Origin of the sequence: Nostoc sp. 'Peltigera membranacea cyanobiont' 232, assembly GCF_002245985.1 — a bacterium.
Lineage (GTDB): Bacteria > Cyanobacteriota > Cyanobacteriia > Cyanobacteriales > Nostocaceae > Nostoc.
Window position 1 is genome coordinate 1 of record NZ_NOLK01000112.1, and the last position, 26,275, is coordinate 26,275.

Here is a 26,275-nt window from a genome sequence, read left to right on the forward strand (position 1 = left end):
CAGTAACACCACCACGCAAAGAACCATCAGTTGCTGTTTAATACCTAAGATTATTCATACTTTTGCTAAGTCTCTGATTAACTCAGCCCTGCTGGGTCTTTTTGCATGGCTTAGTCTAAACTCCAGTTGAGAGTGTCGCTGTCAGCACCCTGACGCTTCATGACAAAAGGCCCCCAACACATTCTTAAAGTACTCAAAACAATTTTAGTCAAACCTCTGCCCGACATTTTACGCTCTCGCTCTCGTAAAAATTGCAGCAACTGGCCATCGCTACTGTCGTGACTGCGCTTAATCGAAAGCACTTCTAAATTAGGTTGCTCCATGTCCTGTATTCCTACCGAATTAGAGGGGATTATGAGTAAGCCATCGTGTTGATTGATACCAAATTTAAATGACTGTCAAAATGCGCCGTAAACTACCCCTAGTACCCCTCTACTGTACCAAATGACAGTCGTTTGACAGTCATTGCCCGAAAACCCGATGACTGTCAAACGACTGTCGTTATGTACCCTAAAGGTGCTTTTGGGCGTATTTTCGCACCAGGCAGTAAGCGCGATTTCTCCCCCAAAAGTGGATTTCAGGGTTTTGTATAAGTGATACCATACTCACTATGGTTTCATGCCCTGCGGGTGGCTGCGCCATCTCTCGCTGCGCTCGTGACATGAAACCGCCGTTCGCTTGGAGGGGTTTTTTCGTACTACAAAGTACTGCATTTGTAGCATAAATCTTTGATGTCGCCACTAACAATTCTGAGAATTGAAAAACTAAAAACATTCGGCAACGTTGCGGGAAGTGATGACCATGTTACCAGAAACAGAGAAACACCCAACGCAGATCCAACTAGAGAGAATGTCCGGTTGATTGGGGGAGAAGACTCACGCGCACTCGAAGAGATAGTTAAAGAAAAGATTGCCACGCTCAAGCATCGCCCTCGGCATGATGCGGTGTTATGCACCGAAATGTTTCTCTCGGCATCGCCTGAATATTTCCGCCCTGGTAATCCATCTCTTTCTGGGCAGTGGTCTGATGAGAGAATGCAGCAATGGGCGATCGCATCTCGTGACTGGCTGACCGAAAACTATGGGTCAAAGTGCGTCAGGGCAGAGCTTCACCTAGATGAAAGTACCCCACACATTCACGCCTACATCGTGCCATTGAACGAGAAAACTGGCAGAGTCAGTCATGACGCGATGTTTGGCGGCAGAGGTGGACAGGGAAGGATTAAGTTATCCAAACTCCAAGACAGTTATGCTGCTGCACTTGCTCCTTTGGGCATTGAACGAGGGGTCAAGGGCAGCAAAGCAACTCACACCAAAGTCAAAGAATATTACCAAGCGGTTAACAGTGAACCACTCACCGCAGTCATTACAAATAACCAATTAGCGCCAACGCCTTTTGAATCAGCTAGTAGTTATGTTGCCAGGATTCAGTCTGATGAACACTTCCAAGCGATTAACCATCAACTGGCTGACCGCAAATTCCTGATAGAACGATTAGAACGGGCAGAGCAACGGGCGAGGGACAGCGAGAAGGAGCGACAGCAATTAGAAAAACAGGTGCAATTGTTGTCATCTCAGACTCAACAACTGCGCGACTTGCCCTTAGAGGATGTGGCTTGGGAGTTGGGGCTAAATTGCGATCGCACTCATCAGAGCAGATGGAAGGGTCACGGACACATCATTAATATAGATGGGCCCAAATTCTACGACTTTGCCCCCGATCAACAGAAAGGCTCAGGTGGGGCGATTGACTTGGTGATGCACGTCAACCAGTGCAATCTGCGGCAAGCGGTCGTCTGGTTACATGAGCGTTTTGGGTCAGCTGGGGCAGAACGAACAGCGATCGCTAAAGCTAAAATAGTGGCTGCTGAGATTATACAGTTAGAACCACGAACCCCGTTTCAGCTACCAGTTGAGGATAAAGCCAAGTGGCAAGCAGTCTCCAACTACCTCATCCAAAAACGGGGAATACCATCAAATTTTGTGGAACTTCTGCATAAAAGGGGGTTAGTTTACGCTGATGACCAGCAAAACGCTGTGTTCGTCATGCGAAATCTTGGCTTATATCCCCAGGCAATAGGAGCGTTCCTGCGGGGGACACGGGGAGAAAACAACACGTTTAAGGGTTACGAGTTTGGGACTAAGCGGCGTGAGGGCTGGTTTTACTTTCACTTAGGCGGCCAGTCAACAGATCCTGTAGAGAAAGTGGTGCTTTTGAAATCGCCCATCGATGCCATATCTTTTGTCATGCTGGAATATCACGTCAGAGGCGACGTGCCACCCAATAGAACTAAGTACATGGCGGTAGATAATCCCAAAAGCTTACCAGTAGAGCAATTGCAGAATATTCCTAATGTACAAGTGGCTTTTGACTCGGACGATGAGGGTAATGCAGCTGCACGAGTTGTTAAGGAACTACTGCCACAGTCCAAGCGACTCAAGTGCAAAGCTGACGATTGGAATCAGCAGCTACTCGATTATGGGCAGCAGTTAAGGCAACAGCAGCAACAGCAACGCCAGCAGGATGATGAATTGAGTCTTTAATAGTCAGCGTTCTAGTAGTGAACTGTACAGTTAGTTTTGTAGTATTAATGTAGCTGTTTGGTACTTCTTTTTGATGAAAGTGATTTTGAATTCACTTTGATCCTCACTTTTTTTCAAAAAAAACTTTCCGCCAAAGATGGCGTACTGTGCGTCAGAATTCAATATTATTCTCCCCTAAAAGCATAATGTCACTGTGATATTTAAAAATGCGGAATTTAGGTGATTGGACTTTGGTATGCCATAGCCCTGCCGTTGGTGTGCCGAAGGTATGCCAGTTTTAACCCTCATTTTCAATAGTGATAATTAGTTGAGAATTGAGGTTTCACTCCTTCCATTCATTTGTCATTGGTGTGCCATAAATCAGCGAGAATGGGAGCCAATTTTTGATTTTCCAGAAATTTGCCAAAATTGAGCCATTGGAGTAAATTTTTAGTTCGTATACGAAGTTTTTTCAGATGAACTCTCTAGCGTTTACCAATTTGTGGCAGTCAAAAAGAATGACAATAAAATCAGTCACGAAAAAAATGAAATTGATAATGAGCTAGGGGTGAGCTATGTCTACTCAGATTGTTGTTGACTTTAGCCCATAACTTTAGCCCATATAAGAACGGGTGGATAGTAATTCAACTATCACACTCTCTATTGACTCTAGATTCTCAAGCTTAACTAGAAATCGATCAAAGCCTGCATCTATTGCCTTACTTTCGGAAAATTCCCGTGTATAAGAAGTAATAGCGATTGCTGGCAACTGCCGGAAGTATGGGCTGGAATGTCCCCGAATTTGCTCAATCAACCAATTTCCATTATGATCAGGCAACCTGACATTGGATACCAGAATATTGGGATGAAACGATTCGAGGATGCCGAAGGCTGCCTCTGCGTTGATGAAAGCCATCACCTCTGCACCTGCTGTTTCCAGAACGAAGATGAGCAGGTCTGCAATATCTGGCTCATCCTCTACCAGCAAGATCCTGATTCCAACAAGGTGCTGTCGTGAATTTAACTTACTTTCTCGATTGCTTGTTTGATTCGTCCTCATACCGTCTTATTGTTTGCTGATATAGCTTACCTCTTCTATTGCAACCTAGAGAGCGGAATAAGCCTTCAGTCTAATTAAACAAATTTAGCTAGAAAAATAACCCCGTTAGGATGGATTCGCCTAGCTGTTTTACCAAAAGCTGCTCGTCACAGATGCCTTAGTTAGTCGTGGCTAACTCCAGCACGTATCTGGTAACAGCGTTCATGCCCTTGCATGGATGAATAGAGAAGACTTTGAGGTTCTTATTACACGTATTAGCCCAAAGGTGTAATGTTAAATGAATTAAGAGCCTTAAAAATAAGGTAATTAGGATTTGTTCCATTAATTGCAGAATTTAAAACAAAAATCATTTATTAATGGCTGAATAGAATGCTGCTCTTACGAGGTAGTAGATGGAGCCATTAACTGCTGGTGCGATCGCTTTCACAACTTTGGTAGTGGGTAAAATCATTGACTGGTCAACAGACAAAACCTTCGATATAGCTTCAGAAAGGTTGATGCAACTCCTGAAGCAGAAATCGCCTGATACAGCCAAAGCCTTAACAGTAGCAAAGGAAAACGCCGCCTTACCGCCAGGCGAACGAGAGGATATTGGTGAAGCTGTTTTGGTAGAAGAAGTGAAAAAGGCAGCAGCCACAGACCCAGAAATTAAAGCAGCAGTAGAAGCTTTAGGAAATGATATAAATCTTGCTGTAACTGAGAATCCCGAAGTAGAAAAGCGGTTAACAACTGTGATTGAAAATTGGCAAGGGATAAATATTAAAGGCGGAAAGCCAATTATCAAGAATAACACCCTTAACTTTGGCAGCAAATGACTAGCGAAAATTGGCAAGGGATAAATATTAAAGGCGGAGAGCCGACTATTAAGGACAATACCTTCATCTTTGAATCGCCTAAACAAAATTCCCCAAACAATCTTCTATACTCCGGCTCTGCTAACTTTGTTGGCAGAGAGTATGAACTCAGCCAAGTGAATGAAAAATTACAAAAACAAGATTTTGTAGCAATTTCTGCTGTGTCTGGTATGGGTGGAGTTGGCAAAACCGAATTAGCACTCAGATATACACGTCAACATGAAACTGATTACCCTGGTGGTATTTGCTGGTTAAATGCGAGAGATTCAAATTTAGCTGCTGAAATTGTGCAGTTTGCCCAAATTTACATGAAACTGGAAGTACCGCAGCAGGATTTTCGTGGAAGGGCGCTGAGTCTAACTGAACAGGTAGCTTGGTGCTGGCAGCATTGGCAGCCAGCAAAGGGACGGGTGCTAATTGTACTAGATGATGTGACATCTTTAGAGGGTTGTCGAGATGTTCTACCAAGGGCTAACCGTTTTCGGGTGTTGATGACAACGCGATCGCGGAATCTAGACTCCAATATTGAGGAAATTTCCTTAGATGTACTGTCACCAGATGAAGCTTTGGAATTTTTGACAAAACTCGTGGGTACGTTGCGAGTACAAAAGGAACTAGAAGTAGCAAAAGAATTATGTTTATGGCTGGGATATCTACCTTTGGGGTTGGAGTTGGTGGGGCGGTATTTGGCGAAAAAACCTCCCAACTGGTCTTTAGCCCGGATGTTGCAACAACTCAAAGAACAACGGCTCTCAAATGATGCCTTCAAATTAGAGCAACAGCAAACCCTAAGCACTGCACAGCGAGGTGTTTTAGCAGCATTTGAATTAAGCTGGCGGGAACTAACTCTTACGACGCAGCGTGTTGCGGCATTATTAAGCTTATTTGCACCAAATATTTTTGCGTGGGAATCGGTAGAGTCTGCAACTGGATTGCTCAATTGGGCGAGTGTTGATGTTGAGACTGCGAACTCCCAACTATATGAACTCCATTTGATTCAATGGGTAGAAGATACAGAAGGTGAGTCTAAAATTAGAATTCATCCCTTAATTAGAGAGTTTTTGAAAGTTAAACTAGATGCTATTGAGCAAGCTTTTGAATTCAAGCAGGCTTTTGCAGAGACTATTGTTACTTGCGCTAAAAAAATCTCCTCTTTACCAACTGCGGAGTTGATTAAATCAGTCAAAGATGTTATCCCACATTTAGCAGAGGTGGCACAAAATCTAATTGATGCAGTCAGTGATGAAGGTTTAAGTGAGGTTTTTCATGGCTTAAATAGATTTTATTCTGGACAGGGATTATATGCGCTTGCTCAACCTTGGTGTGAACAATGTGTATCAGTATTAATATCCCGTTTTGGAGAAGAGCATCTGGATGTCGCCACCAGTTACAACCATTTAGCAAGACTGTACTCAAACCAAGGTCACTACACCAAAGCCAAACCATTTTATAAAAAAGCATTGGAACTAAGGCAACAGCTATTGGGGAAAGAGCATCCGGATGTCGCCGCTAGTTATGACGACTTGGCAGGACTTTACTCAAACCAAGGTCGCTACACCGAAGCCGAAGCACTGTTCCAAAAAGCATTGGAGCTAAGGCTGCGGCTGCGGATAATAGAGTCTCCTTGTACCGCCATCGGTTACAACAATTTGGCAGCACTCTACTATTCCCAAGGTCGCTACACCGAAGCCGAACCACTGTTCCAAAAAGCATTGGAACTAACGCAACGGCTGGTGGGAGAAGAGCATTATTCTGTTGCCGGCAGTTACAACAATTTGGCAGCACTCTACTATTCCCAAGGTCGCTACACTGAAGCCGAATCACTTTGTAAAAAAGCATTGGAATTATGGCAACGATTACTGAGAGAAGAGCATCCAGATGTTGCCACTAGCTACAACAACTTGGCAGCACTCTACTATTCCCAAGGTCGCTACACTGAAGCCGAACCACTTTATAAAAAAGCATTGGAACTAAGGCAGAGGCTGTTAGGAGAAGAGCATCCGGATATTGCCAACAGTTACAACAGCTTGGCAATACTGTACTCAAGCCAAGGTCGCTACACCGAAGCCGAACCACTTTGTAAAAAAGCATTGGAAATTGCTGAAATTAGCTTAGGAGTAGATCATCCCAGCACAACCAATATTCGTAAAAAATTGAAATCCTTGGGCGATAATTACGCCAAATAACTGGTTAAATAACCTTCCCCGGCAGTGCCAAACTTCCATTCCTCGTCGCAGAGAAAATACATCTTTGCCTGTTCGACACTAGGCGCTCCTGTTTTTGGTTCTACCCGCGATGGGCAAGTATGAGGTCTACGTGCCGTTCCATAGGGAACAGTTTGAGCAGTTAGTACAGTAGGCGTTAAAACCGCAAGCAGTGTATAGCCTATAATTCTCAGAGTCAACTTTAATTTCACGTTGATTTCACTGTCAAGTAAAAATAATCATAGCAGTCGAAGCAAACCTGAGAATCATTACTGACCTCCATCGCGCACTCTTCAACAATTTTGAGAAGCTGACACCACTGTGGGGCGACTTGTGCCAATTACTACGGTGATGATGGAAGTTGCGGGGATTAAGATGGAGCAACTGTAGGGGGGTGATGGGGCGATCGCTCCTTTACTTGAAGAAAACAGCTTTGAGTCAAATTAGTTTGGGCTTTTTTTACGTGTTGAAACGCTATTAAGAGTATCGTCTCAACACGATATTTCGGTAATTACTGAATAACAACCATAAATGCTATAGATAATCACTATCAAATTACTAGAAAAATTTACATGAATGACTGATTTTCATTAGATTTTCAATTAATTCTTATTTCAGTTGATATATCATTTATTACATCAAGCAGTAAGCTGGATAAATGCTCATCCAACAGCCCTTGGAAGTCCCTAAATAGTACAGGAGATATCATGCGTATTGACTTTGGTAAAATTAATAGCGGAAACACAAGTAATACGGCTCTTCATCCTAGAGAAATATTTACAGCTCTTCCAGCTAAAAAAGAAGGCAAGTTTGAATATCCAAGAGATGTTCAAACACAGGTTTGGGATCATTGGTTCTCAAGAAGGGATGAAAAAGATTTAGTTGTTAAAATGAATACTGGCAGTGGCAAAACTGTAGTTGGATTGCTTATTTTAAAGAGTTGCTTAAATGAAGGTAAAGGCCCCGCAGTTTTTGTAGTTCCTGACAACTATTTAGTAAAACAAGTTGTTAGTGAAGCAACAAACCTTGGAATAGAAGTTACAGAGGATACTAATTCCCCTAGATTCCTGTCCAGCAGAGCTATTTTAGTTGTTAATATATTCAAACTAGTTAATGGAAAGTCAGTTTTTGGTGTTGGTGACGAAGGTATAAAAATCAATATTGGTAGCATCATTATCGATGATGCACACGCGTGTATCGACACGTAGAAGACCAATTTTTGTTAAAAATTGATAGCCTAAATCCTGCATATAAAGAAATTTACAAATGCTTTCAAGAATCACTTCGTGAACAATCTCTTACAAAGGAAGCTGAAATTGATAATCGTGAACGCGATGTTTATATGCAGGTACCTTTTTGGAGTTGGCAAAGTAAGATACCAGAAATATCAAAAATTTTAATTACAAATAAAAATACTGAATGGTTAAAATTTGTATGGCCATTGATTAAGGAATCACTACCTCTATCAAGGTGCGTTGTTAGTTCAGACACTATAGAAATTTCACCACACTGCATACCAATTCAGATGATTCCGAGTATTACCAATGCTCGTAGAAAGATATTTATGACAGCAACTTTGGTGGATGACAGTATTTTGTCCAGCCATTTCGGTATTACAGAAGAGTCTATTAATAAGGCTGTTATACCCGATACAGCAGGTGATATTGGTGATAGGATGATTCTCCTTCCACAAGTAATCAATACTGAACTAACTGACGATGAAATCAAGAATTTTTGTAAATCTATTTCACAAGATGTGAATGTTGTTGTTATCGTTCCGTCACAGGAACGAGCTAAATACTGGGAAGATAAAGCCAATCTAATTTTGAATAAAAATAATTTGAATGAAGGAGTAAGTCGCTTAAAAAGGGAAAAAGTTGGTTTGACAATATTAGTAAATCGCTACGATGGAATAGATTTACCAAAGGATGCTTGTAGATTTCTCGTAATTGATGGATTGCCAGTTGTTAAACGGCTGATCGATAAAGTTGAACAAGTTATTTTAGCGGGAAGTTCAAGAAAAGGTGCTCAAATAATTCAAAAGATAGAGCAAGGAATGGGGCGCGGTGTTAGATCCAGCGACGATTACTGTGCTGTATTTTTAATGGGACGTAATCTTACTAGCCAATTATATACTGGAGGCGCAATAGATAAACTTTCTCCAGGAACTAAAGCGCAAATAAATCTGTCGGAGGAGATTTCTGATCAGATTAAGGGAGGAGATTTGTCTCAGATACGGGAAGTAATTATATAGCGGTGTGCAGTTCAGTGAGATACAAAAACTTTGCTGAAATGATTTGACAGCAAGGACTTTGGTGTTCTCATCCAATCGATAACCGCTATATATTGTTTACATAGAAAGCAAGATTGGGTATAGCGGTTATCAGTCCAGTTCAGTACACTTAGGAGAGAACAATTCTACTGATAACTGGTCGCTATGAAAGCCTACTCTCTCGACTTGCGTCAGAAAGTTGTTGATGCTTATGCCTGCGGCGACATTTCCCAACGAAAACTGGCGAAAAACTTTGGCGTCACCTTAAGTTTTGTCCAAAATTTACTCAAACGCGATCGTGAATTGGGCACGATCAGCCCCAAGGTGCGGACTGAGCAGACGCCAACAAAATTGAATGCCGAACAGCTAGAAATCCTGCGCCAACTGGTCACAGCACAGCCCGATGCGACGTTAAGCGAATTGCGGAAACGACTTTATGAGAAAACAGAGGTGTTAATTGGGGTGGCCACAGTGAATCGGATGGTTCGCTTTCAACTCAACCTAAACCTCAAAAAAAAGTCTCCACCCAACGAAAAAAGGCACTGATGAAGTCCAATTGGCCCGATTTGAGTACTGGAAACTCTTGAGGGGGATACCCGTGGAAAATCTGATTTTCTTAGATGAATCGGGGGTTAATCTGTCCTTTATTCGCAAATGTGCCCGCGCCAAATCGCAGGGAACGGGCCTATGCTCCAAAGCCAACTCGGGGTTTTTGGGATAAACCCTCGAAAAGGGGGATTATGAAAAGTGAGTTTTGACGCTATCACCCTATAACTCTTGCCAGATAAGATTCTTGGCTAAACCCCGTCTCAGAAAGTGTACAATTTGAGACAAGTCTGAATTATGTCTTTTTACATGTCTCAAAATACCATTCTTAGATCGTCTAAGAAATAGTGATACTCTTCACCCTGACTAGCTTTCACCGTTCGCGTACTAATCAAAAGAGTGAAGTACCATTCAACAACAAATTCTAGAATCCCCCTTTTCGGGGGTTAATGCAAAAAACCCCTCGTTGTACAAGAGTATTTTAGTTTTTTGTTTGTTTAACCAAGCTGATATTCTGCGTTCATGTTGATCAAATCGGCTGCAACAACCTCTGCCACAACCGTGTATATCTCTGCTGGTCATCTGTAGTCCGCACAGCCAAAGATATTGCTTTTTTGTCACCGATGATGATCGCCAACTTCCTTGCACGTGTAAGCCCTGTATAAAATAGGTTACGCGATAGCATCATATAATGCTGCATATACAATGGAAATATCACCACAGGATACTCTGAGCCTTGGCTTTTATGCACTGAGACAGCAAACGCCAGAGTAATTTCATTCAGGTCAGCATAATCGTAAACAACAGCCCGACCACCATAATCAACTGTAACTTCTTGCTCTACGGTGTCAATACTCAAAATATTCCCTAAATCACCGTTAAACACTTCACGGTTATAGTCATTGGTTAATTGAATAATGCGATCGCCTTCACGTAGAATTATGCCACCTCTATTAATCTCTACCAAGTCAAGGCTAGGCGGATTGATCAGCTGTTGCAACACAGCGTTCAAATTGCGAGTTCCTACTAGTCCCCGCGACATGGGACAAAGTACTTGCACATCTGTTGCCGGATTAAAGCCCAGTCGAGGAATCAAGTCGGTGATCAGTTCACAGATTGCCTGTACCCCGTGTTCTGGCTGATTTCCTCCACCATGCCAAATACAATCAGACACCGGATTATCAGAGATTGGCTCAAGCGCCGGATATTCTCCCTGGTTAATTTGGTGTGCAGCGCTGATGATTGCGCTCTGTTGGGCTTGCCTAAATACTTGCGTTAGCCGAACCACTGGTACTTGAAGCGAATTTATTAGATCAGCTAATACTTTTCCTGGCCCAACTGAGGGAAGCTGGTCGATATCACCTACTAATAATAGTTGCGCTCCTTGTGCTACTGCTTTCACCAAAGAGTGTGCCAGGAATAGGTCAAGCATTGAAGCTTCATCAACAATAATTGCGGTGTGCGGCAAAGGGTTATCGCTACCGCATTTAAACCCCATTTTCTTAGGGTCAAACTCCAGTAGGCGATGTATTGTCTTTGCTTCAAGTCGGGTCATTTCGGATAGTCTTTGTGCTGCCCTTCCCGTTGGGGCAGCTAGAGCAATCGATTTACCCATTGCTTTCCACAAGCTGACTATTGTATGGGTAGTGAAAGTTTTCCCCACGCCAGGGCCGCCAGTGATAATCATCAATGGAGAATAAGCCGCTATCTCCACAGCTTGCTGCTGCTGTTGCGATAGTTGTATTTTGTGACTAGCCGTAAAACGTTCAATCCAACCACGAACACGAGGCATATCCTGTGCAAGGGGTTGGCGTAATCTTCGAGAGATTAATTGCGCTAAGTTCTGCTCAGTATGGAAAAACGTTGGTTTGTAGCACAGTAATAGTTTCTCGCCATAATCATCTCGAATCCTTTCCCTAACCAACTCCTCTCTGGCACCCATATCTGTGATCATATTGGTTATCGCATCTTCTGTCGGCTGATATTCCTCAGTTGTCAGCAGTTTGATGACTTTCTCAATGAGTTTTGGCTGTGGCAGGTAACAATGTCCATCTTCTGCGGCTTCGGTTAGTACATGGATGATGCCAGCGCAGTATCTAAATTCGCTATCAGGTGCAACTCCCAGGTTGCGCGCAATCTTGTCAGCTGTAAGAAAACCTATTCCGTAGATATCGGTCGCTAACTGATATGGATTATGGGTAACTGTATCAACAGCTTTGTCCTGGTATTGCTTGTATATCTTTACAGCATAAGTTGTTGAAACGCCGTGGCTTTGCAAAAATACCATCACTTCTTTAATGGCTTTCTGAGTTGACCAAGCGTTTTTGATTAGAGTGATTCGCTTTTTGGCAATACCCTGGACTTCAATCAGTCGCTCAATTTGGTTTTCGATGATGTCGAGTGTTTCCAAACCGAAGTGAGCAACGATACGCTTGGCTGTGACTGGCCCAACTCCTTTAATTAGTCCACTGCCCAAGTATTTCTCAATTCCGGTGAGTGTTGCTGGTTTGGTTTCTTTATAATTGGTAACTTGGAATTGTGGCCCAAACTGGGGATGGTCACGCCAAAAGCCTGTTAATTGAAGTGTCTGCCCTGGCTGAATGTTGGCAAAACTACCGACGATTGTGGTTAAATCTCTAAATCTGGGACGTACCAAACGCGCCACTGTATACCCCGATTCCTCTGAGTGGAAGGTTAAACGTTCTATTACTCCAGTGATTATTTCATGCTGGGGAGTAGCGTTAACTTGTTGCTGGGTAGGAGTTTGGGAAGTGGACATTGCTTTGGGCGAAAATGTTTCGTGCTATCGTTACGGCAAAATCTTCAATATTAGTATTAATCAGCCATTAATATAGTACATACACACTAAAATATAATATGCAATTGTCTGCTGTGACAAAGCATTTATATAAACTAGTGTCCTTTATACCGAAATTACAGCATCAGCACTCAAAAGTGCAATCATCACCGATTCATTGCGGGTACGCGATCGCTGAACCAGAGTACCTGGATTTCTCACCACACCTCTCAAAGCCTGCGCTTGTGCAAGGGTAAGGAGAATTTCAGAAGTTCTCCTTGTGAACACTGATACTTATATCTCTTGCTGTTTGATGCTTGCTTGTTTTGCCTGAAAGCCTGTATAAGCTAAAAATCTACCATAAACTATACTGTGTAATTTAGATCCTACTTATGCCGATCATCGCAATTATCAATCAAAAAGGAGGAGCAGGTAAATCAACAGTTTCTGTTCATCTTGCACGATGGCTACAAAAACAAGGTAAATCAGTGCTACTTGTAGATGCTGATGCTCAATGCTCATCTTCTAAGTGGCTAAAACGATTAGAACAAGTTATTCCTTGTCAGATTATTCAAGCGCCTGATGCACTATTGGATGAGTTACCTAAGCTAAATGAATCATATACATGGATTATTGCTGATGGGCCTGCCGCTCTCTCTGAAACAACCAGAGCATTAGTTTTAACTGCTGATTTAGCAATTATTCCATGCCAACCTGCTGGTATTGACCTTGAAAGTGCTTCTGATACTGTACATTTGATTCAACAAGCGCAAAGGATTCGGCGAGGAGAACCTAAAGCCGTAATGTTTGTTAATCGTGCAGTTAAAGGAACTAAATTGAAAGATGAAGCAGTAGAAGTACTTCAATTAATGCCAAATGTCACCGTTTTAGAAAATGTACTTCATCAACGACAGATCATCGCCGACTGCTATGGACAAAATTCTACTATCTTTGATTTACCTGGATCAACAGCCGGAATCGCTAGACGTGAAATTGAACAATTATTCAAAAAATCCTTGGAGGTTTTGAATGAATAAACCAAGACAATCACTAACTCAAGGACTCTCTGCCTCCATTGCCCAAAAATTCATCACTGATCCAAAAAGTGTCGAATCTTCTCAAACATTATCTATTCAACAAATTCAACTTCCTGCCAAGCAACCCCGTCGTTACTTTGCTCCAGACAAGCAATCTCAATTAGTCCAATCAATTAAAGATCATGGGATTCTAGAACCGTTACTAGTTCGTCCATTAAAAAATGGAACCTATGAGTTAGTTGCTGGAGAAAGGCGATATCGAGCAGCCCAGGAAATTGGATTGAGTGAGCTTCCTGTCGTTTTTAGAGACTTAGATGAAGGGCAAGCTCTCCAAATTGCTCTTATAGAAAACCTCCAACGTGAGGATCTTAACCCAGTTGAAGAAACGGAGGCAATTCTTGAGCTGATTTCACTCAAACTCAAGATCAGCTCCGAAGAGGTTAGTTCTATACTGAATCGTGCTAATCACGCAAAAAACCGTCATCAACAATTGGAGGAAAACGTTTTCCTCCAACTTCAAGTTATCGAATCAGTCTTATCTGGGTTAGGAAAATTTTCGTCAGAATCCTTTCGTACGAGTCGTTTACCATTGCTAAATCTGCCTATTGATATTTTGACAGCACTCCGTGAAGGTAAAATAGAGTTTACAAAGGCTAGAGCGATCGCACAAGTTAAAAATAAAGAACAGCGAAAAACCTTACTCAACCTAGCAATATCCCAAAACTTGAGTTTCAGAGAAATTAAGCAAAAAATCCAGGAACTCAATGTCATTGAACAAGACAATCCACCCAGTAAAATCTATGTTCAGAGGTATTCTAAAATCGGAAAACAACTTAAAAAAACATCTGTTTGGAATGATCCCAACAAACGAGCGAAGTTAGATAAACTACTCTCTCAACTAGAAGAGTTGGTAGGAAAAGCTGATGAATAGTGGCAACTATACGCTTTAGTGCATAAACTCATCTGTGACTTAGTAAAAATGTTTAAAAGGTGAACTGCTAGTTAAAATACACTCATTTGCTAAAGTTCAGGAAAGAAAGTTCTGATGAAGTCTACCGAGCGATCGCCCAAGTCACCTAAACAACAGTCAAAACACAACGACCAAAGCCCAAAGCTTGACCTTGTTGCTTATAAACCAGTAGAGAAACAGCAGGCAACCTCTCAGCCTGACATCACTTCCAGTGATGATCTGCCGTCAGTTGAGCAGCCAGCCCAAGCAGAGGTGATACCTCCTTTAAGCTCAAAGCCGAACGCTGCTGAAAAACCGCAGTATTTAGAGAAAAGTAAAGCCAAACGTACCTCTGCTGACAAGAGAAAATCCAAATTACCGCAACAGCCTAAGCAACAGGGTCAATTGACAAAGAGCGAAGAAGAAGAATTACCGCCAGAACCCTGTCAGCACATGCAATTCCTGGATTGCAACTTGGAGATAGGGCGTGTGATATTCGAGTGCTACCACTGCAAGCAGGGGATAATCAGCGAGTACACCGGGGAACCCGTAATGGGCGAGTACAAAGGACGACCTTCAGTTATTTTCACAAAGGTAAAATGCCCTAACTGTGAGCAAACAGCGATTAGGCTGCAAGCAAGGGAAGTGCTTTCGATTACGGCGGTACCTTCACCTTGGCAGTGATGATGGCACATAACCTTTTGAAGAGTGATTGGTAAGAGATATTAACGATTGATAATGCAAAAGCTGAGATTTTTACCCTCAATAATAACTGCACTAACGGCACTGACACTAACTAGTTGCAGCACTACTACTGCTGAACAGTATGAAGCTACAGCGCTCACCAGTTACACCTGGCTTGTTTTGTATGCTAATAACCTAACTAATCAACCACAGCCACGCATTGAAACCTTTGCTAATACTTCAGTGGTGAATCGGAATGGAGTAAAACCACCAGGAGCAGTTGTTGGGCCAGACGACCGTGGGCTATGGTGGCCTACTTTACCTCCGCGGCCAAGTGTTGATGAAGTTGAACAACGTAAAAAATCTCAAGAAGAGGCAGGCAAACCTGAATTGATGAAAGATGTTCAGTACAAACTGACCAAATTTAAGTCGGAGGTTGGAAGTCGGAAGTCGGAAGTAAAAAATGGTCTGATGCCCCCGAACTCAAATGCGAAAAAGCCAATAAAGAATTTTGCTCTTAAACGCACTCTTCGAGACAAAAAGCGTCCAAGATCAATCTCCTAACTTTAGCTATGGGGTATTACTTCCGACTTCTAACTTCCGACTTCTGACTTCTGGAGTGGGTAATTTACAGAAGACACTACCTACTAATTATGATGTTTATCGGCAAGTAGTAAAAGCTTACCCCCAAAGAACCCCTTTGGAATTAACTTTGGGTGTGAATGATAATTCAGTTGAGAAAGCTGAACCTGTCAGCAAGTAATAACCCACTCGTTACGTAGTCAGCAAGAAGTTAGAGTGAAAGACTGAATTGCTTTTCAACTGCTAGTGTTGAACTTACAAGTCCTCCCGACAATCTCAAGTCTTGCAATCTCTTGAAAAGTGACCAATTTATTGTAAGTAAATTCCAAGTGGATCAGGGTAGAGCTACATCTTGCGGGAAAGTAAATTGGTAATAAAAAGAATAAATCAAAGAGTCAACGATGATCTAATTTAATTTCTGCTGCATGATAAAAAGATTTCAAAAAATCCTAACGGGGGCTATATGGGGGCTATATATACCCCAACAATAGTTCAAGACTTTGGTGAAATTTTGACCCCTACCTAGGATATATATAGGTGCTATATGGGGTACATTTGACTGGCTGAGATTTTGTACCCCATTTAGCCCCCAAGGGGTTATGATAAGCTCTTGAGATTAGGAAAAAAAGGGGAAGTTATTTTATTCTTCTTTCTCTTGCCCTTGCAGATCACTTGAACAGATAACTTTCAAAAATAAAGTGTATTACCTTTGTATTTATGTCAAACATTCACACCTTACAAAAAATTTTTCCTGCGGGTTTTGATAACGGTTACGGAAGTCTCAAACTTTTAGTCGAAGGATTTGAAGTAGTTCGTGTGCCGAGCTATATAACCAATGCCGAGATGGAAGATGTTCCAGGACGTGTAGTTTTTAACGGTACTGCTTACACCGTTGGAGAGTCAGCTTACCGTACAGGAAATTATTTTGACCGCAACACAGACAATAATGAAAACAAAGTCAACAACGCATTATTGACTTTATTGGGTGCATTGGCACATCTACCACACCGTAAAGCTTGGCACTTAAAATTAGTCGTCAGTTTACATGATGTTGCTCTGGCATCAGAACTACAAAAAGTACTCAATGGAGAATATCAGCCAATACTTGCTGGCAAACAATCAGACGTGAAAGTAGAAGTACTGAAAGTTGTACTAGAGGGTATGGGTGCATTGTTTGGGCATCCACTACCCAAAAAATTAACCATTTTAGACTTTGGCAATGGAACAACCCTGTATTCTCGTTACAACCGGGGTCAGCGAGAAGTTCACACTGCTTACCCCATCGGTGTAGAAGTTCTCATCGATGATATCTCCCAAAAAATGAAACATCTAAATGGCGGAAAAATCGGAGATCCATCCAAAATCCGATTTTGTCTAGAGATGGGGCATACCCGATACAGCCGTGACATCGATATCAAAGATATATACAGTGCTTCTTTAAAAGATTGGTATGAAAAATACTTGAAGAAAGTGGTGAATCTGACACTTGATGCCAAGCACCAGGGGGATGAAATCTGGGCGATTGGTGGAGGCTGTCTCTTACCAGGATTTAAGAAGCTGTTGGAGAAAAACGGCTTCAAAATCCTGGACAATCCGGTAGAAGCCAATGTCTCTGGGCTTTTAGAGATGGCAAAAACCATCAGCAGTAAGAACCCAACTACTACATCTCTTAAGTGATCGCAATGGCAGACAAACTTGACTTAACCCCAGAAAAAGTTCGGATCAAAGATAGCTACCGTGAGCGGATATTTGCCGAATCACAGCAATTAGGTAAAAGTTACCTGGAGACGCTTTATTTTATTATTGATTGCTATTTTGCTTTCAGAAAGGGTGCATTCCCGACACAACAAGCGACTTTCACGCCAATGAATACTGAAGATAACAAACTCTCTTCAAGGACTGCAACTCCATTTGCAGAGGAGGAAGAAGAAGATTCTGATGGAGAAACATTCAGCCTTGATTTTGATTTGTAACCTTGAACCTCGTATGACTAGAAGTCACGCGATTCCTGCTTCAACGATCTCTGCCTGAAAAGATCCAGAGGTCTTACAAGTTCTTCACAGGCGTTTAGAGCCTCCGGGATACCCACGGCGGCTGTTAAATTTCTCAAGCCCTCACTCAGAATATTTAAACTTGCGTTCACGTCTCTCAAATTGTAAGCATCTCATTTCTCAATCAAAGCAGTTAACTTGGTGTCGCTCTCTAGTAATAACTGATAATAGTCAGACACCCATATTGACTAAATCAACATCAGCAAGCCATATTGTTCTGCTTTGAGCAGACAGTTCTTCTAAAATTGGAGAGCGCCACTCTACCCCATAAAGCCAATTATCTTTGAGGCTAAAAATTCCTTGAATAACACGGCGTGTCGGCTGTTCACCGAAATCAACCTCAATTATGTCCCCCAATTTAAAAGCTGGGGTAGAAACAGTAGACTTTTCTAGTAGATTTGTTCTATGAAATTCTTGTTCAGCTAAGTAGAGAGTTTCATTCTGGCAAACAATTGCATAAATCCATTCCTGTTTTTCCCACAAAACACCACAGCAGTAGCCTGACAAGTCTGAGATTGGCAACAAAACTTTTTCTAACATTCTTACTGCTAATGGAGGCATGGTCTGACCCCACTCAGGAGAAATATGCCAACAGGATTCTAAAGCGGTAATTTGGTGAATCATCTGGGAATTTAGTTCTCTTTTTTATACATACACTCTCTTGGAGCAGTCTGATCCGGAATATAATTTAAATTTCGGAAAGCTAACGCAACAGATGGGGATTCAAACCCAATCAATTCGAGAGCCTCCCAATTTGAGAAGACTTTACTGATTCACTAATTCGTAACTAAGATAAAATTGTTTTGGCAGTAGCGATCGCCTGCTCCACACTCTCCACAATATAAACATTTTCTGGCGACAGTTTTTTAAAGAAAAGTTGACTTTCTTCATCATTATTCAACAAAATTACTTGCTTATTTGCTTTCAAAGCTAGAGCAATTTCTGAAGCGGTTCCTGCACCCATCCCGCAAGCAATTACTACATCACTGGTAAGAACGTTAATATTGTTTCTAGAATTACCCATGTCTGTGAAAATAGCAATATCCACCCAAGAGGACATACCATCCTGATTTTCACCTGGAAGAATACCAATAGTTAAACCATCAGCAGATTTTGCACCTTTACTTACTGCATCCATTACCCCTACATTTCTACCACCAGTGAGTAAAACCCATCCTTGTTTGGCAATAAATTGACCTAGTATATAAGCATTTTGTAAATCATTTGCTGTCGCATTTTCTCCTCTCCCCATAACCCCAATAATAATTCTTCGCATAAAATTTCAGATGATACTGGTTTTGGGCGACAAGTCAAAGCTTTCTCCCTAAAAGGGCAATTGGCTGAGGCGTTAGGAAGATAGCAATCGCACTCTTAAGGCAGTGAAGCGCGTTTGCCTCAGTTTAATAGTTTTTTGCCTGCTCATCCAAAAAACACTATAACCACTGTTCTCCTAACTCAGCCGAGCTAATTACTGAATGTGCAGTTTCCTCGTAATGCCGTCGGGCATGTTGATGAACAGAAGAATCACAGCACAACATCTTGCCACAACTTTGACAAATACGGAGATGCACCCAGCTACTGTTTACAGCGCTTCCGGCTATTATGCAATATAGTTTTCTTCTTAACCCTCTCCTATCATCGCTTTCAGCTTTTAGGATGTACCTCATAGCTGCCGGAAGTGCTGTATTAGGATACACTCTTCACAACGAAATACTGGGTAGTTTGCTTTAGAAATCAGAGTTTCCGTAGTCAGATTGTCTAAATGTTCGCAGCTCATAAGGATTTGAATTACACGTTAATCAAAGTATAGATTAGTGCAGAGAAACTTCTATTTAATACAGCGATGGCTGCGCCAACGCCTGCCGGAGGATGCCCGAATGCGAACAGCGCCTCAATTCTAGAGAAGGGCTGTAAGGCTTCTGCAAAGCTTTGCAATCAAACCAAAATTTTTATTAAATATCAATATTTATCTGTTCTATCTGTCTAGCAGCTTTATCCCAAAGCTTTGCAGAAGACTCATCTTTCCAATGATTTCTGAGATTTTCTGCTTTTTTATGACTGATCCGTTCTAACATTTCTAGAACTGCGGCTAATGTTAATTGATCAACAATTGCCTCTAAAGACTCCATATATTCTTTTGTCATAACTAACCTCTTGAATAACTTTTAACCTGGCATTCCAGAGATTAGCAGTAGAAATGCTGCAACAATGGTAGCCTTGTTTATTATCTTATGTAATTTTACTCTGCAAATTCTATAATCACCTTTTAAGAGGAAATTGTGTGAAGCTGTAAGAGAATGAAGAATTAAACTTTCTTCTACTAATCAGTTCTAACTTACATAATTGTAAATATGCCTTCAATTTCCTACAACCGCACCGATAGCTAGCAGCCACAAAGCATTACTATTCAAGGTTATATTGTCCGTCCCGGATTACACATTCTCACTTACGAGCAACTCAAGTTGCTACGGGAGCAAACACAGCATCATTCTCAGCTTGAACATTTAGTCAGCCAAGACGTGATTAAGTTGACTGGTTAATAGTCGCCAGCACAAAAATCCTAACTCGCTACATCTAATTCCACTGTTGCTGGCTGTTGTTCTTCCTTAACAGCATATATTTGTGGTCAGTGCGGTTATACAGAAATGTATATCAGCAATCCACAATACTTACTCAATCAGTACAAGAAGAATAAGAAAATTTAATTACCAATGTTTGCTTATTACCCTTATTGACTTATCCCTGGTCTTGTATTTAAGGAACTTGCATTCCGCGTTGCACAGCCGGACGTTGCTGCACCATGTCCACCCAGCGTTTGAGATTTGGGTAGTTGTCGAGTGTTAAACCCTGAAATTCATAAATTGCTACCCACGGATAAGTTGCAACATCAGCAATAGAATAGTCACCACAGATAAATTCATTGTCTTGCAGTTGTTTATCTAAAACACTATAAATACGTAAAGTTTCCTTTTCATAACGCTCGATGGCATAGGGAAGTTTTTCGGGTGAAAAGCGTTTAAAGTGGTTAAGTTGCCCAAACATTGGCCCGACTCCTGCCATTTGGAACATCAGCCACTCTAGTACTTGAAAACGGCTTTTTTGTTCAATGGGTAAGAGTTTACCTGTTTTTTCAGCGAGGTAAATTAGAATTGCACCCGATTCAAAAACTTTAATCCCAGTTTCTTGGTCAACAATGGCAGGAATTTTACTATTGGGATTGATGGCGATATATTCAGGTGTAAATTGCTGTTGAGTAGTAATGTCAATTTTGTGGACACCGTAGGGCAATTCGACTTCTTCCAGCATGACAGAAGCTTTGCGTCCATTGGGCGTGGTGAAAGTATAGAGATCAATCATCTGCTGCTATCCTAAAATCTTGACATTTTCCGATGGTAGTGTAGCTTTGATTGAGAAATTAGGCTATTAGCCTATAGAGAGATAACAGCAATACTGAACAGGTGGGCGATCGCTTTTTTTCTTCGCTTATCCGTCTGGACACTAGCTCTTAAATATGATTAGCGGTGCAGGAGTGATCCGAGGGAAGCGATACCGAACGCGCGGAGCGTCTCCAAGAGTTGGCGGTAAACTACGCCCCTAAGTTCCAGTTTCAAGCTAGAAAAATGGCGTAGGCACAGCCCTAAAATTAGACATCGCATACCACTGATTTCCTATGCAAGAAAAATGTGATTTGAACTAAAAAATGAGATTTGAACTCATGATATGCTTCATAAATGAGTATCCAGTTTATAGTTCACTTTTTATATTCGAGTTTTTTACGAATAATGATTATCGTGTAGGGAATAAAAAGACTGATAAGAGCGACGTTTGTATCAATTTATCGGCTTGATTATCATTATTATTCAGCTAAGATTTGAGTAGGCGATCGCCCAACAACAGAGCGATCGCTTAGACAATGAAATATTTGATTTTTACTCAGATATCTACTAAAACAAAAGTTTTGAACCATAACATACGATTTTATGTTAAACAGTTAGAAAGCGTTGCTTTACAAAAATCAGAACCATCGACATGGTTTGAAGTTTTATATGCCGAAGCTAAAGGTGATACAGCAAAAATTCCTTGGGCAAAGTTAACTTCTCACCCTTATCTACAAGATTGGTTGACGAATCATGAACCATTCACCTCACAGCAAAAGGCGTTAGTTATTGGCTGTGGCTTGGGAGACGATGCCGAAGCTTTAGCAAATCTGGGGTTTGAGGTAACTGCCTTTGATATTTCACCGACAGCAGTCGCTTGGTGTCAACAGCGATTTCCAGATTCGACTGTCAGCTATATAGTTGCAGATTTGTTAGCAATTCCCCCACAATGGCATCAAGCTTTTGACAAAGTTTTTGAATGTCGTAATATTCAAGCTTTGCCGTTGAATGTGCGTTCTTGGGTTATCTCCTCAGTTGCTTCCCTTGTTGCTCCCGGTGGCACAATGCTTGCTGATTAACTCGTGTTCGAGATACAGAAGCGGAACCGGATGGCCCACCTTGGCCATTATCAGACTCAGAATTAGCACAGTTTGAAAGTTTGGGATTACAGCAAGTAGAAAAACTTGAGTTTTTAGAATCTGAGATTGACGTTAAGCAAGTGCGGATTGAATATCAAAGGCATAATTCTTTGACAGGTTCCTGATTTTAGATATACTCTCGAATTTTTCCCTCGTCCCTTCCGAGGGAGGATACTTTGTATCCTCCCGCCCAGAAACTTTCTCCAATGAAATTCACCACCCCTACCATCTTCGATGGTGGCCCCATCCGTGGAACCCTCCGCCAAATCCAAAGTGGAACCCTCTTCCAAATCCGAAATTGATGCCATAAGTAGGATAGGGCGACACATAGATGGGATAAGGGTTGTAGATGTAAGTAGTCGGAGGCGCTACGGTGTAATAACCATCTTCATTACAAACAGTAGTAGTATGTTGCACAATTGTTTTAGGTACAACATTCTCTTGCCCAGCATAAGGTAGATTCAAATAACCATCCTGAAAACCACGAGCAAATTCACCTCCCACAGTCCGAGGTTTATAAGCTTCTCTATTCCGAGCGCTTTGTTCTCCTTCTCGAAAACCATCTGCATAAGCATGGGGGTGGTCAGATGCCGATTCTTTGATCGCCCTATTCTCAGTAACAGGATGGCAGTAAACAACCCTATCAGCTTTAGCGGCTTGGGGAAAAAGTAAAGATGTTGAGCCAGCGATTAAGCTGAATATTGCAGCAACAACTATTTTCTTCACAGCCTTTAACCTCATTTATGCTTAATGCTCTAAGCCCTTTAACTTTAATTATAAAACCTGAATCCTTGCGGGGACATGAGCCAAAAATCATAAATCCCCTGTCAACACCCCTAGCCTTTAGGAATGGGGATTCTAGCCTAAAGTCTTAGGAAATAACACGGCGCAATAGTTTATTTATTCTCCGGCGAGTTCTGGCGCAATGGCTGCTGACGAAACAACAATATTTTGCATTCCTCGCGTCACGCAGATTTGGGCGCAAAAATAAGTTTATTGTTCCGGTTCCAGTTTCAAAGAATGCGATCGCCTAAATCCGTTAACTCACATCTTGGATTTCAGTTCTGGGAGATAATCAGCTAGTCGGCACGCTCCCTGGAACCCAATCAGCTAAACCTATTTCCAGACGTAAAACCCACACCAGCACATAGAGCAGAGGCGCTGCTGATGAGTGCTGATGCCCTGCTGAAGTGGAAATCTCAGATTTTGGATTATCAGCAGAAGCTGAGAGAGAACAAACCACCTGAGCAGGTGACATTGTTTGACATTGCACCAAAACACTGCGACCCAGACGCGATAGATCCTTTTACTCTGCCCTTGCAATCAATGGCGTTTTACAGGATGCCAACAGATGCGGGTAGCGCCGCTATTTATTTTGTGATCGATAATGCCATGCCCTTGCTGTTGTATGTTGGTGAAACAAGACGATCTGGTAAACGGTGGAAAGGTGAGCATGGATGCAAGCAATATTTAGATAGTTACCATTCATTGCATCATCATTATGGACTGCAACGGGAAGTGAGCATCGCTTTCTGGTGGGATGCCCCAGTCCAGAGAAAACCCAGGCAGCAGCTAGAGCAAGCACTAATTCAAAAGTGGAAGTCGCCTTTTAATAAGGAAATGTGGGTAACGTGAGGGCAACCATTTGGGTAGGGTTCGATTACAAGCAAAGTCTACTTACTTTTCCCTTTTGGGACTTCCAAAAAATAAATTATCCCAAAAAAATCAAACATACAATCATGCGTGAAAATCTTTAACCTGGAGTGTGAGAATGTTATAAAAGCAAACTATCAACTTGGAGTCCAGCGCTGATGGAAACAGCAGACATCATTGTGATTGGGAGCGGTCAAGGAGGCATTCCACTAGCAGCTGATTTTGTCAAAGAGGGTCGCAAGGTGGTCTTGTTTGAGCGGGATGCTTTGGGCGGCAGTTGCATCAATTATGGTTGCACTCCTTCCAAAGCATTCTTGGCAGCAGCTCATGCAGCAGGGCGTGCCCGTCAGGCAAAGAAATTAGGCATCCACACGGAAGTTGAGGTTGATTTTCCTGCCGTCATGGAGCGAGTACGCTTAATCCGTAACAGCTTTAACCAGGGTATTCAGAAGCGATTGGATGATGCAGGCATCAAAATCGTTTGCGCTGAAGCTTCCTTTGTTGGTGAACGTACCGTTAGAGGGGGTGATGTCACCGTTGAGGCTCCAATAGTTATCGTTAATACTGGCACGTCATCGCTGATTCCTGATATTCCGGGTCTTGCAGGGACTCCTTACCTGACCAACCGCAACTTTTTTGACTTAAAAGTATTACCACCCCGGTTACTGGTAATTGGGGCTGGCTATATTGGATTGGAACTGGGGCAAGGACTGGCGCGTTTGGGCAGTCAAACCCACTTAATTGTGCGGGGCGATCGCGTCCTCGATCGGGAAGAGGCTGATGTCAGCGAGGTTTTAGCAGAAGCATTACAGCAGGATGGGATTGAGCTTCACTTCGGGGTGAATGTAAATCAGGTGGCACATGAAAATGATGTGTTTAAGCTGACATTGAGCAGTGGTGAGGAACTCCAGGGAGAGGCGTTGCTGGTTGTAATTGGACGCAAACCAAATACAGGTGCATTAAATGCAGCCAAGAGTGGCATTGAGCTAGATGATAAGGGGTTTATCAAAATTAACGACCAGTTTCACACGACCTGTTCTGGAGTCTATGCGATCGGAGATGCTGCCAAACAGCCTGCCTTTACGCATGTGTCGTGGGAGGACTATCGCCGCTTAAAAGCAATTTTGTGTGGAGAAAACCGGACACGGAGCGATCGTGTCCTTGGCTATGCTATCTACACAGAGCCACAGGTTGGGCGAGTGGGGATGACGTTACAAGAGGCTCACAAGCATGGCATCAACGCGCGTGCTGTTACGTTACCCATGAGCCAAATTGCTCGTGCGATCGAGTGGGGACATGACTTGGGGTTTTACCGCATGGTGATCAACAGCGACACCGACAAAATCTTAGGAGCCACCCTGGTGGGGTACGAAACTGCTGAACTAGTGCATGTTTTTCTGCAGCTGATGGAAGCGGGAGCAACCTGGCAGTTGTTAGAGCGATCAGTTCATATTCACTCTAATGACTCCCTAGTGTCATATTCACCTTGGGGATATCTTTGAATTGGGTCATCTGCTAATGACCCAGCCGTTTGTTCAAAAAATCCGGCTGGCCATCCCAATTCTTCGGGTGTTTTTGGGGGCGCTGATGGCTCTAGCTGTTGATAAATCACCATTACTTCTATTTCTTTGTCTGTTATTCCTAATGGAATATCAAGGTGTAAAATCCCATCAGACCCCACATGAGTGTTTAGCTTGATACTTTGCATCACTGTTTTCTCTCACTTATTGATTCATTTAAATTTTCCTATCAATTGCCCAACAGCCACCCTTGCCGATTAATTACTTATACAAAAAAGATAAGGGATTGCTCATATTTTCAGCAAAACCAAGAATCCCGTAATCACGATGTTCGTAAATTAACTGACCTTGGGAATAAAATAGAAAAGTGCCTCCTCGTTGTGTCAAATAAGATGAATCTGGTACATAAATATTCCAGTTTCTCAAAACTTCAGTCATGTTTCACAGGCGCAGGGTTGCTAATTCAAATGGGCGCTGAAAACTTTTTCCTCCAGCCGCTTTGAAAAACGAACCTTTTATTGGTGGTAAAGGTGTACCCATGACAACTTCCTTGAATGGCTGGGTCTTGAATTAGCATTGAGCGATTATTTTGACTTGGACGAATGTTAATAATCGATTCATAGGCGATTGATTGATTAAAAGGAGTCCAGTCAGCACCCCAGATATCTCGTTGTCTACTACCGTCTTCAAGCAATGCTGCTTCGCAAAAAGCGTGTTTCTCTCCTCCTCCAGCTAAAATACCTCTTTCTATGTCTACTGCTATTTTGATATATAGTTCCAAAATTTGCAGCATTTGATGAAATTCTTCTAATATTGCTCTTTGCTTGATAATGAGTACCAAAATCTCATTCCTAACACTCTAAATACGTAACTAGCTACAAGTTTTATTTTTGTGGAACCGCCAAATAAATCTCTGTATTGAACAATTAAATAAATTCCACCTCATTTGGAAAAATAAATTCACACTCAACAGGTGATAACCAAATATGACAAATTACATTGTCATATTCTTCTGCTTCAACTATCGC

28 protein-coding genes and 1 pseudogene are annotated in these 26,275 nt (G+C 42.0%); 15 read left to right on the forward strand and 14 right to left on the reverse strand.

Annotated features, from left to right (window positions below):
• Positions 1-110 precede the first annotated feature (110 nt).
• Entirely contained in the window at positions 111-323 is a 213-nt protein-coding gene (locus CDG79_RS28105; RefSeq protein WP_094345062.1) for a hypothetical protein, read from the reverse strand.
• Between the two features lie 408 nt (positions 324-731).
• On the opposite strand from CDG79_RS28105, the gene mobV reads away from it, so the two are divergent.
• Positions 732-2,543 (forward strand): MobV family relaxase, encoded by a 1,812-nt coding sequence (gene mobV, locus CDG79_RS28115; RefSeq protein ID WP_094345065.1) that lies wholly within the window; start codon positions 732-734, stop codon positions 2,541-2,543.
• Between the two features lie 592 nt (positions 2,544-3,135).
• Here mobV and CDG79_RS28120 read toward each other — a convergent pair.
• Positions 3,136-3,582, reverse strand: coding sequence for a response regulator (locus tag CDG79_RS28120; RefSeq protein ID WP_094345066.1), 447 nt, complete (start codon positions 3,580-3,582; stop codon positions 3,136-3,138).
• A gap of 392 nt (positions 3,583-3,974) precedes the next feature.
• On the opposite strand from CDG79_RS28120, the gene CDG79_RS28125 reads away from it, so the two are divergent.
• Entirely contained in the window at positions 3,975-4,397 is a 423-nt protein-coding gene (locus CDG79_RS28125; protein ID WP_094345067.1) for a hypothetical protein, read from the forward strand.
• Positions 4,394-6,622, forward strand: a complete 2,229-nt coding sequence (locus tag CDG79_RS28130; RefSeq protein ID WP_094345068.1) for a tetratricopeptide repeat protein — start codon at positions 4,394-4,396, stop codon at positions 6,620-6,622. Before CDG79_RS28125 ends, CDG79_RS28130 begins: the two co-directional genes overlap by 4 nt.
• On the opposite strand, the gene CDG79_RS28135 is transcribed toward CDG79_RS28130, so the two are convergent.
• Complete coding sequence (locus CDG79_RS28135; protein WP_094345070.1) at positions 6,610-6,852, reverse strand: hypothetical protein; 243 nt, start codon at positions 6,850-6,852, stop codon at positions 6,610-6,612. The genes CDG79_RS28130 and CDG79_RS28135 overlap by 13 nt on opposite strands.
• A gap of 495 nt (positions 6,853-7,347) precedes the next feature.
• Between CDG79_RS28135 and CDG79_RS44085 the strand changes: the two genes are divergently transcribed.
• The 3 genes from CDG79_RS44085 (at position 7,348) to CDG79_RS28145 (ending at position 9,458) form a co-directional block, all read left to right on the forward strand.
• Positions 7,348-7,848 carry a DEAD/DEAH box helicase family protein gene (locus CDG79_RS44085; protein WP_223278363.1) on the forward strand — a complete coding sequence of 167 codons (501 nt, stop codon included), beginning with the start codon at positions 7,348-7,350 and terminating at the stop codon, positions 7,846-7,848.
• 11 nt (positions 7,849-7,859) lie between these two features.
• The gene (locus CDG79_RS28140; protein WP_223278364.1) at positions 7,860-8,894 is read left to right on the forward strand and encodes a helicase C-terminal domain-containing protein; all 1,035 of its coding nucleotides are present in this window, start codon (positions 7,860-7,862) and stop codon (positions 8,892-8,894) included.
• A 183-nt stretch (positions 8,895-9,077) separates the two neighbouring features.
• Positions 9,078-9,458 carry a helix-turn-helix domain-containing protein gene (locus CDG79_RS28145; RefSeq protein WP_094345071.1) on the forward strand — a complete coding sequence of 127 codons (381 nt, stop codon included), beginning with the start codon at positions 9,078-9,080 and terminating at the stop codon, positions 9,456-9,458.
• Between the two features lie 529 nt (positions 9,459-9,987).
• Here CDG79_RS28145 and recD2 read toward each other — a convergent pair.
• Positions 9,988-12,237: an SF1B family DNA helicase RecD2 gene (gene recD2 / locus CDG79_RS28150; RefSeq protein ID WP_094345072.1), complete on the reverse strand. Its 2,250-nt coding sequence runs from the start codon at positions 12,235-12,237 to the stop codon at positions 9,988-9,990.
• A 144-nt stretch (positions 12,238-12,381) separates the two neighbouring features.
• A complete protein-coding gene (locus CDG79_RS42840; RefSeq protein WP_189525161.1) occupies positions 12,382-12,543 on the reverse strand; it encodes a hypothetical protein in 162 nt (53 codons plus the stop codon).
• Between the two features lie 104 nt (positions 12,544-12,647).
• On the opposite strand from CDG79_RS42840, the gene CDG79_RS28155 reads away from it, so the two are divergent.
• The 6 genes from CDG79_RS28155 to CDG79_RS28185 all read left to right on the forward strand — a co-directional run bounded on the left by CDG79_RS28155 (position 12,648) and on the right by CDG79_RS28185 (position 17,480).
• Positions 12,648-13,292 (forward strand): AAA family ATPase, encoded by a 645-nt coding sequence (locus CDG79_RS28155; protein ID WP_094345073.1) that lies wholly within the window; start codon positions 12,648-12,650, stop codon positions 13,290-13,292.
• Complete coding sequence (locus CDG79_RS28160; RefSeq protein WP_094345075.1) at positions 13,285-14,223, forward strand: ParB/RepB/Spo0J family partition protein; 939 nt, start codon at positions 13,285-13,287, stop codon at positions 14,221-14,223. The genes CDG79_RS28155 and CDG79_RS28160 overlap by 8 nt, the downstream gene beginning before the upstream one ends.
• Positions 14,224-14,337: 114 nt before the next feature.
• Positions 14,338-14,925, forward strand: coding sequence for a hypothetical protein (locus tag CDG79_RS44090; protein WP_223278365.1), 588 nt, complete (start codon positions 14,338-14,340; stop codon positions 14,923-14,925).
• Between the two features lie 54 nt (positions 14,926-14,979).
• Positions 14,980-15,489 (forward strand): hypothetical protein, encoded by a 510-nt coding sequence (locus CDG79_RS28170; protein WP_189525162.1) that lies wholly within the window; start codon positions 14,980-14,982, stop codon positions 15,487-15,489.
• A 735-nt stretch (positions 15,490-16,224) separates the two neighbouring features.
• Positions 16,225-17,184 (forward strand): ParM/StbA family protein, encoded by a 960-nt coding sequence (locus CDG79_RS28180; protein ID WP_094345077.1) that lies wholly within the window; start codon positions 16,225-16,227, stop codon positions 17,182-17,184.
• 5 nt (positions 17,185-17,189) lie between these two features.
• The gene (locus CDG79_RS28185; protein WP_094345079.1) at positions 17,190-17,480 is read left to right on the forward strand and encodes a hypothetical protein; all 291 of its coding nucleotides are present in this window, start codon (positions 17,190-17,192) and stop codon (positions 17,478-17,480) included.
• 249 nt (positions 17,481-17,729) lie between these two features.
• Here CDG79_RS28185 and CDG79_RS28195 read toward each other — a convergent pair whose 3' ends face one another.
• The 5 genes from CDG79_RS28195 to CDG79_RS28220 form a co-directional block, all read right to left on the reverse strand.
• Positions 17,730-18,182 carry a DUF1392 family protein gene (locus CDG79_RS28195; RefSeq protein ID WP_094333576.1) on the reverse strand — a complete coding sequence of 151 codons (453 nt, stop codon included), beginning with the start codon at positions 18,180-18,182 and terminating at the stop codon, positions 17,730-17,732.
• Between the two features lie 163 nt (positions 18,183-18,345).
• Positions 18,346-18,834 carry a TIGR00725 family protein gene (locus tag CDG79_RS28200; protein ID WP_094345080.1) on the reverse strand — a complete coding sequence of 163 codons (489 nt, stop codon included), beginning with the start codon at positions 18,832-18,834 and terminating at the stop codon, positions 18,346-18,348.
• Between the two features lie 157 nt (positions 18,835-18,991).
• Positions 18,992-19,225, reverse strand: a complete 234-nt coding sequence (locus CDG79_RS45595) for a UBP-type zinc finger domain-containing protein (RefSeq protein WP_223278366.1) — start codon at positions 19,223-19,225, stop codon at positions 18,992-18,994.
• Between the two features lie 285 nt (positions 19,226-19,510).
• The gene (locus tag CDG79_RS28210) at positions 19,511-19,702 is read right to left on the reverse strand and encodes a hypothetical protein (protein ID WP_094345081.1); all 192 of its coding nucleotides are present in this window, start codon (positions 19,700-19,702) and stop codon (positions 19,511-19,513) included.
• 610 nt (positions 19,703-20,312) lie between these two features.
• Entirely contained in the window at positions 20,313-20,915 is a 603-nt protein-coding gene (locus CDG79_RS28220) for a glutathione binding-like protein (RefSeq protein WP_094345082.1), read from the reverse strand.
• Positions 20,916-21,516: 601 nt separating this feature from the next.
• On the opposite strand from CDG79_RS28220, the gene CDG79_RS28225 reads away from it, so the two are divergent.
• Positions 21,517-22,014 carry a class I SAM-dependent methyltransferase gene (locus CDG79_RS28225; RefSeq protein WP_317616613.1) on the forward strand — a complete coding sequence of 166 codons (498 nt, stop codon included), beginning with the start codon at positions 21,517-21,519 and terminating at the stop codon, positions 22,012-22,014.
• Positions 22,015-22,296: 282 nt separating this feature from the next.
• On the opposite strand, the gene CDG79_RS42845 is transcribed toward CDG79_RS28225, so the two are convergent.
• Positions 22,297-22,815 (reverse strand): hypothetical protein, encoded by a 519-nt coding sequence (locus CDG79_RS42845; RefSeq protein WP_223278367.1) that lies wholly within the window; start codon positions 22,813-22,815, stop codon positions 22,297-22,299.
• Positions 22,816-23,241: 426 nt separating this feature from the next.
• Between CDG79_RS42845 and CDG79_RS28235 the strand changes: the two genes are divergently transcribed.
• Together CDG79_RS28235 and CDG79_RS28240 are read left to right on the forward strand one after the other, a co-directional pair.
• Positions 23,242-23,709 carry a GIY-YIG nuclease family protein gene (locus tag CDG79_RS28235; RefSeq protein ID WP_223278368.1) on the forward strand — a complete coding sequence of 156 codons (468 nt, stop codon included), beginning with the start codon at positions 23,242-23,244 and terminating at the stop codon, positions 23,707-23,709.
• A 176-nt stretch (positions 23,710-23,885) separates the two neighbouring features.
• Complete coding sequence (locus CDG79_RS28240) at positions 23,886-25,229, forward strand: dihydrolipoyl dehydrogenase family protein (RefSeq protein ID WP_094345084.1); 1,344 nt, start codon at positions 23,886-23,888, stop codon at positions 25,227-25,229.
• On the opposite strand, the gene CDG79_RS28245 is transcribed toward CDG79_RS28240, so the two are convergent.
• The 3 genes and pseudogenes from CDG79_RS28245 to CDG79_RS44100 all read right to left on the reverse strand — a co-directional run bounded on the left by CDG79_RS28245 (position 25,181) and on the right by CDG79_RS44100 (position 26,088).
• Positions 25,181-25,435 carry a hypothetical protein gene (locus tag CDG79_RS28245; protein ID WP_094345085.1) on the reverse strand — a complete coding sequence of 85 codons (255 nt, stop codon included), beginning with the start codon at positions 25,433-25,435 and terminating at the stop codon, positions 25,181-25,183. The two genes, CDG79_RS28240 and CDG79_RS28245, sit on opposite strands and share 49 nt — an antisense overlap.
• A 73-nt stretch (positions 25,436-25,508) precedes the next feature.
• Positions 25,509-25,796: pseudogene (locus CDG79_RS28250) on the reverse strand (AhpC/TSA family protein); the annotation flags it as partial.
• Positions 25,711-26,088, reverse strand: coding sequence for a DUF5674 family protein (locus CDG79_RS44100; protein ID WP_223278369.1), 378 nt, complete (start codon positions 26,086-26,088; stop codon positions 25,711-25,713). The gene CDG79_RS44100 and the pseudogene CDG79_RS28250, both read right to left, overlap by 86 nt.
• Positions 26,089-26,275: the final 187 nt, after the last annotated feature.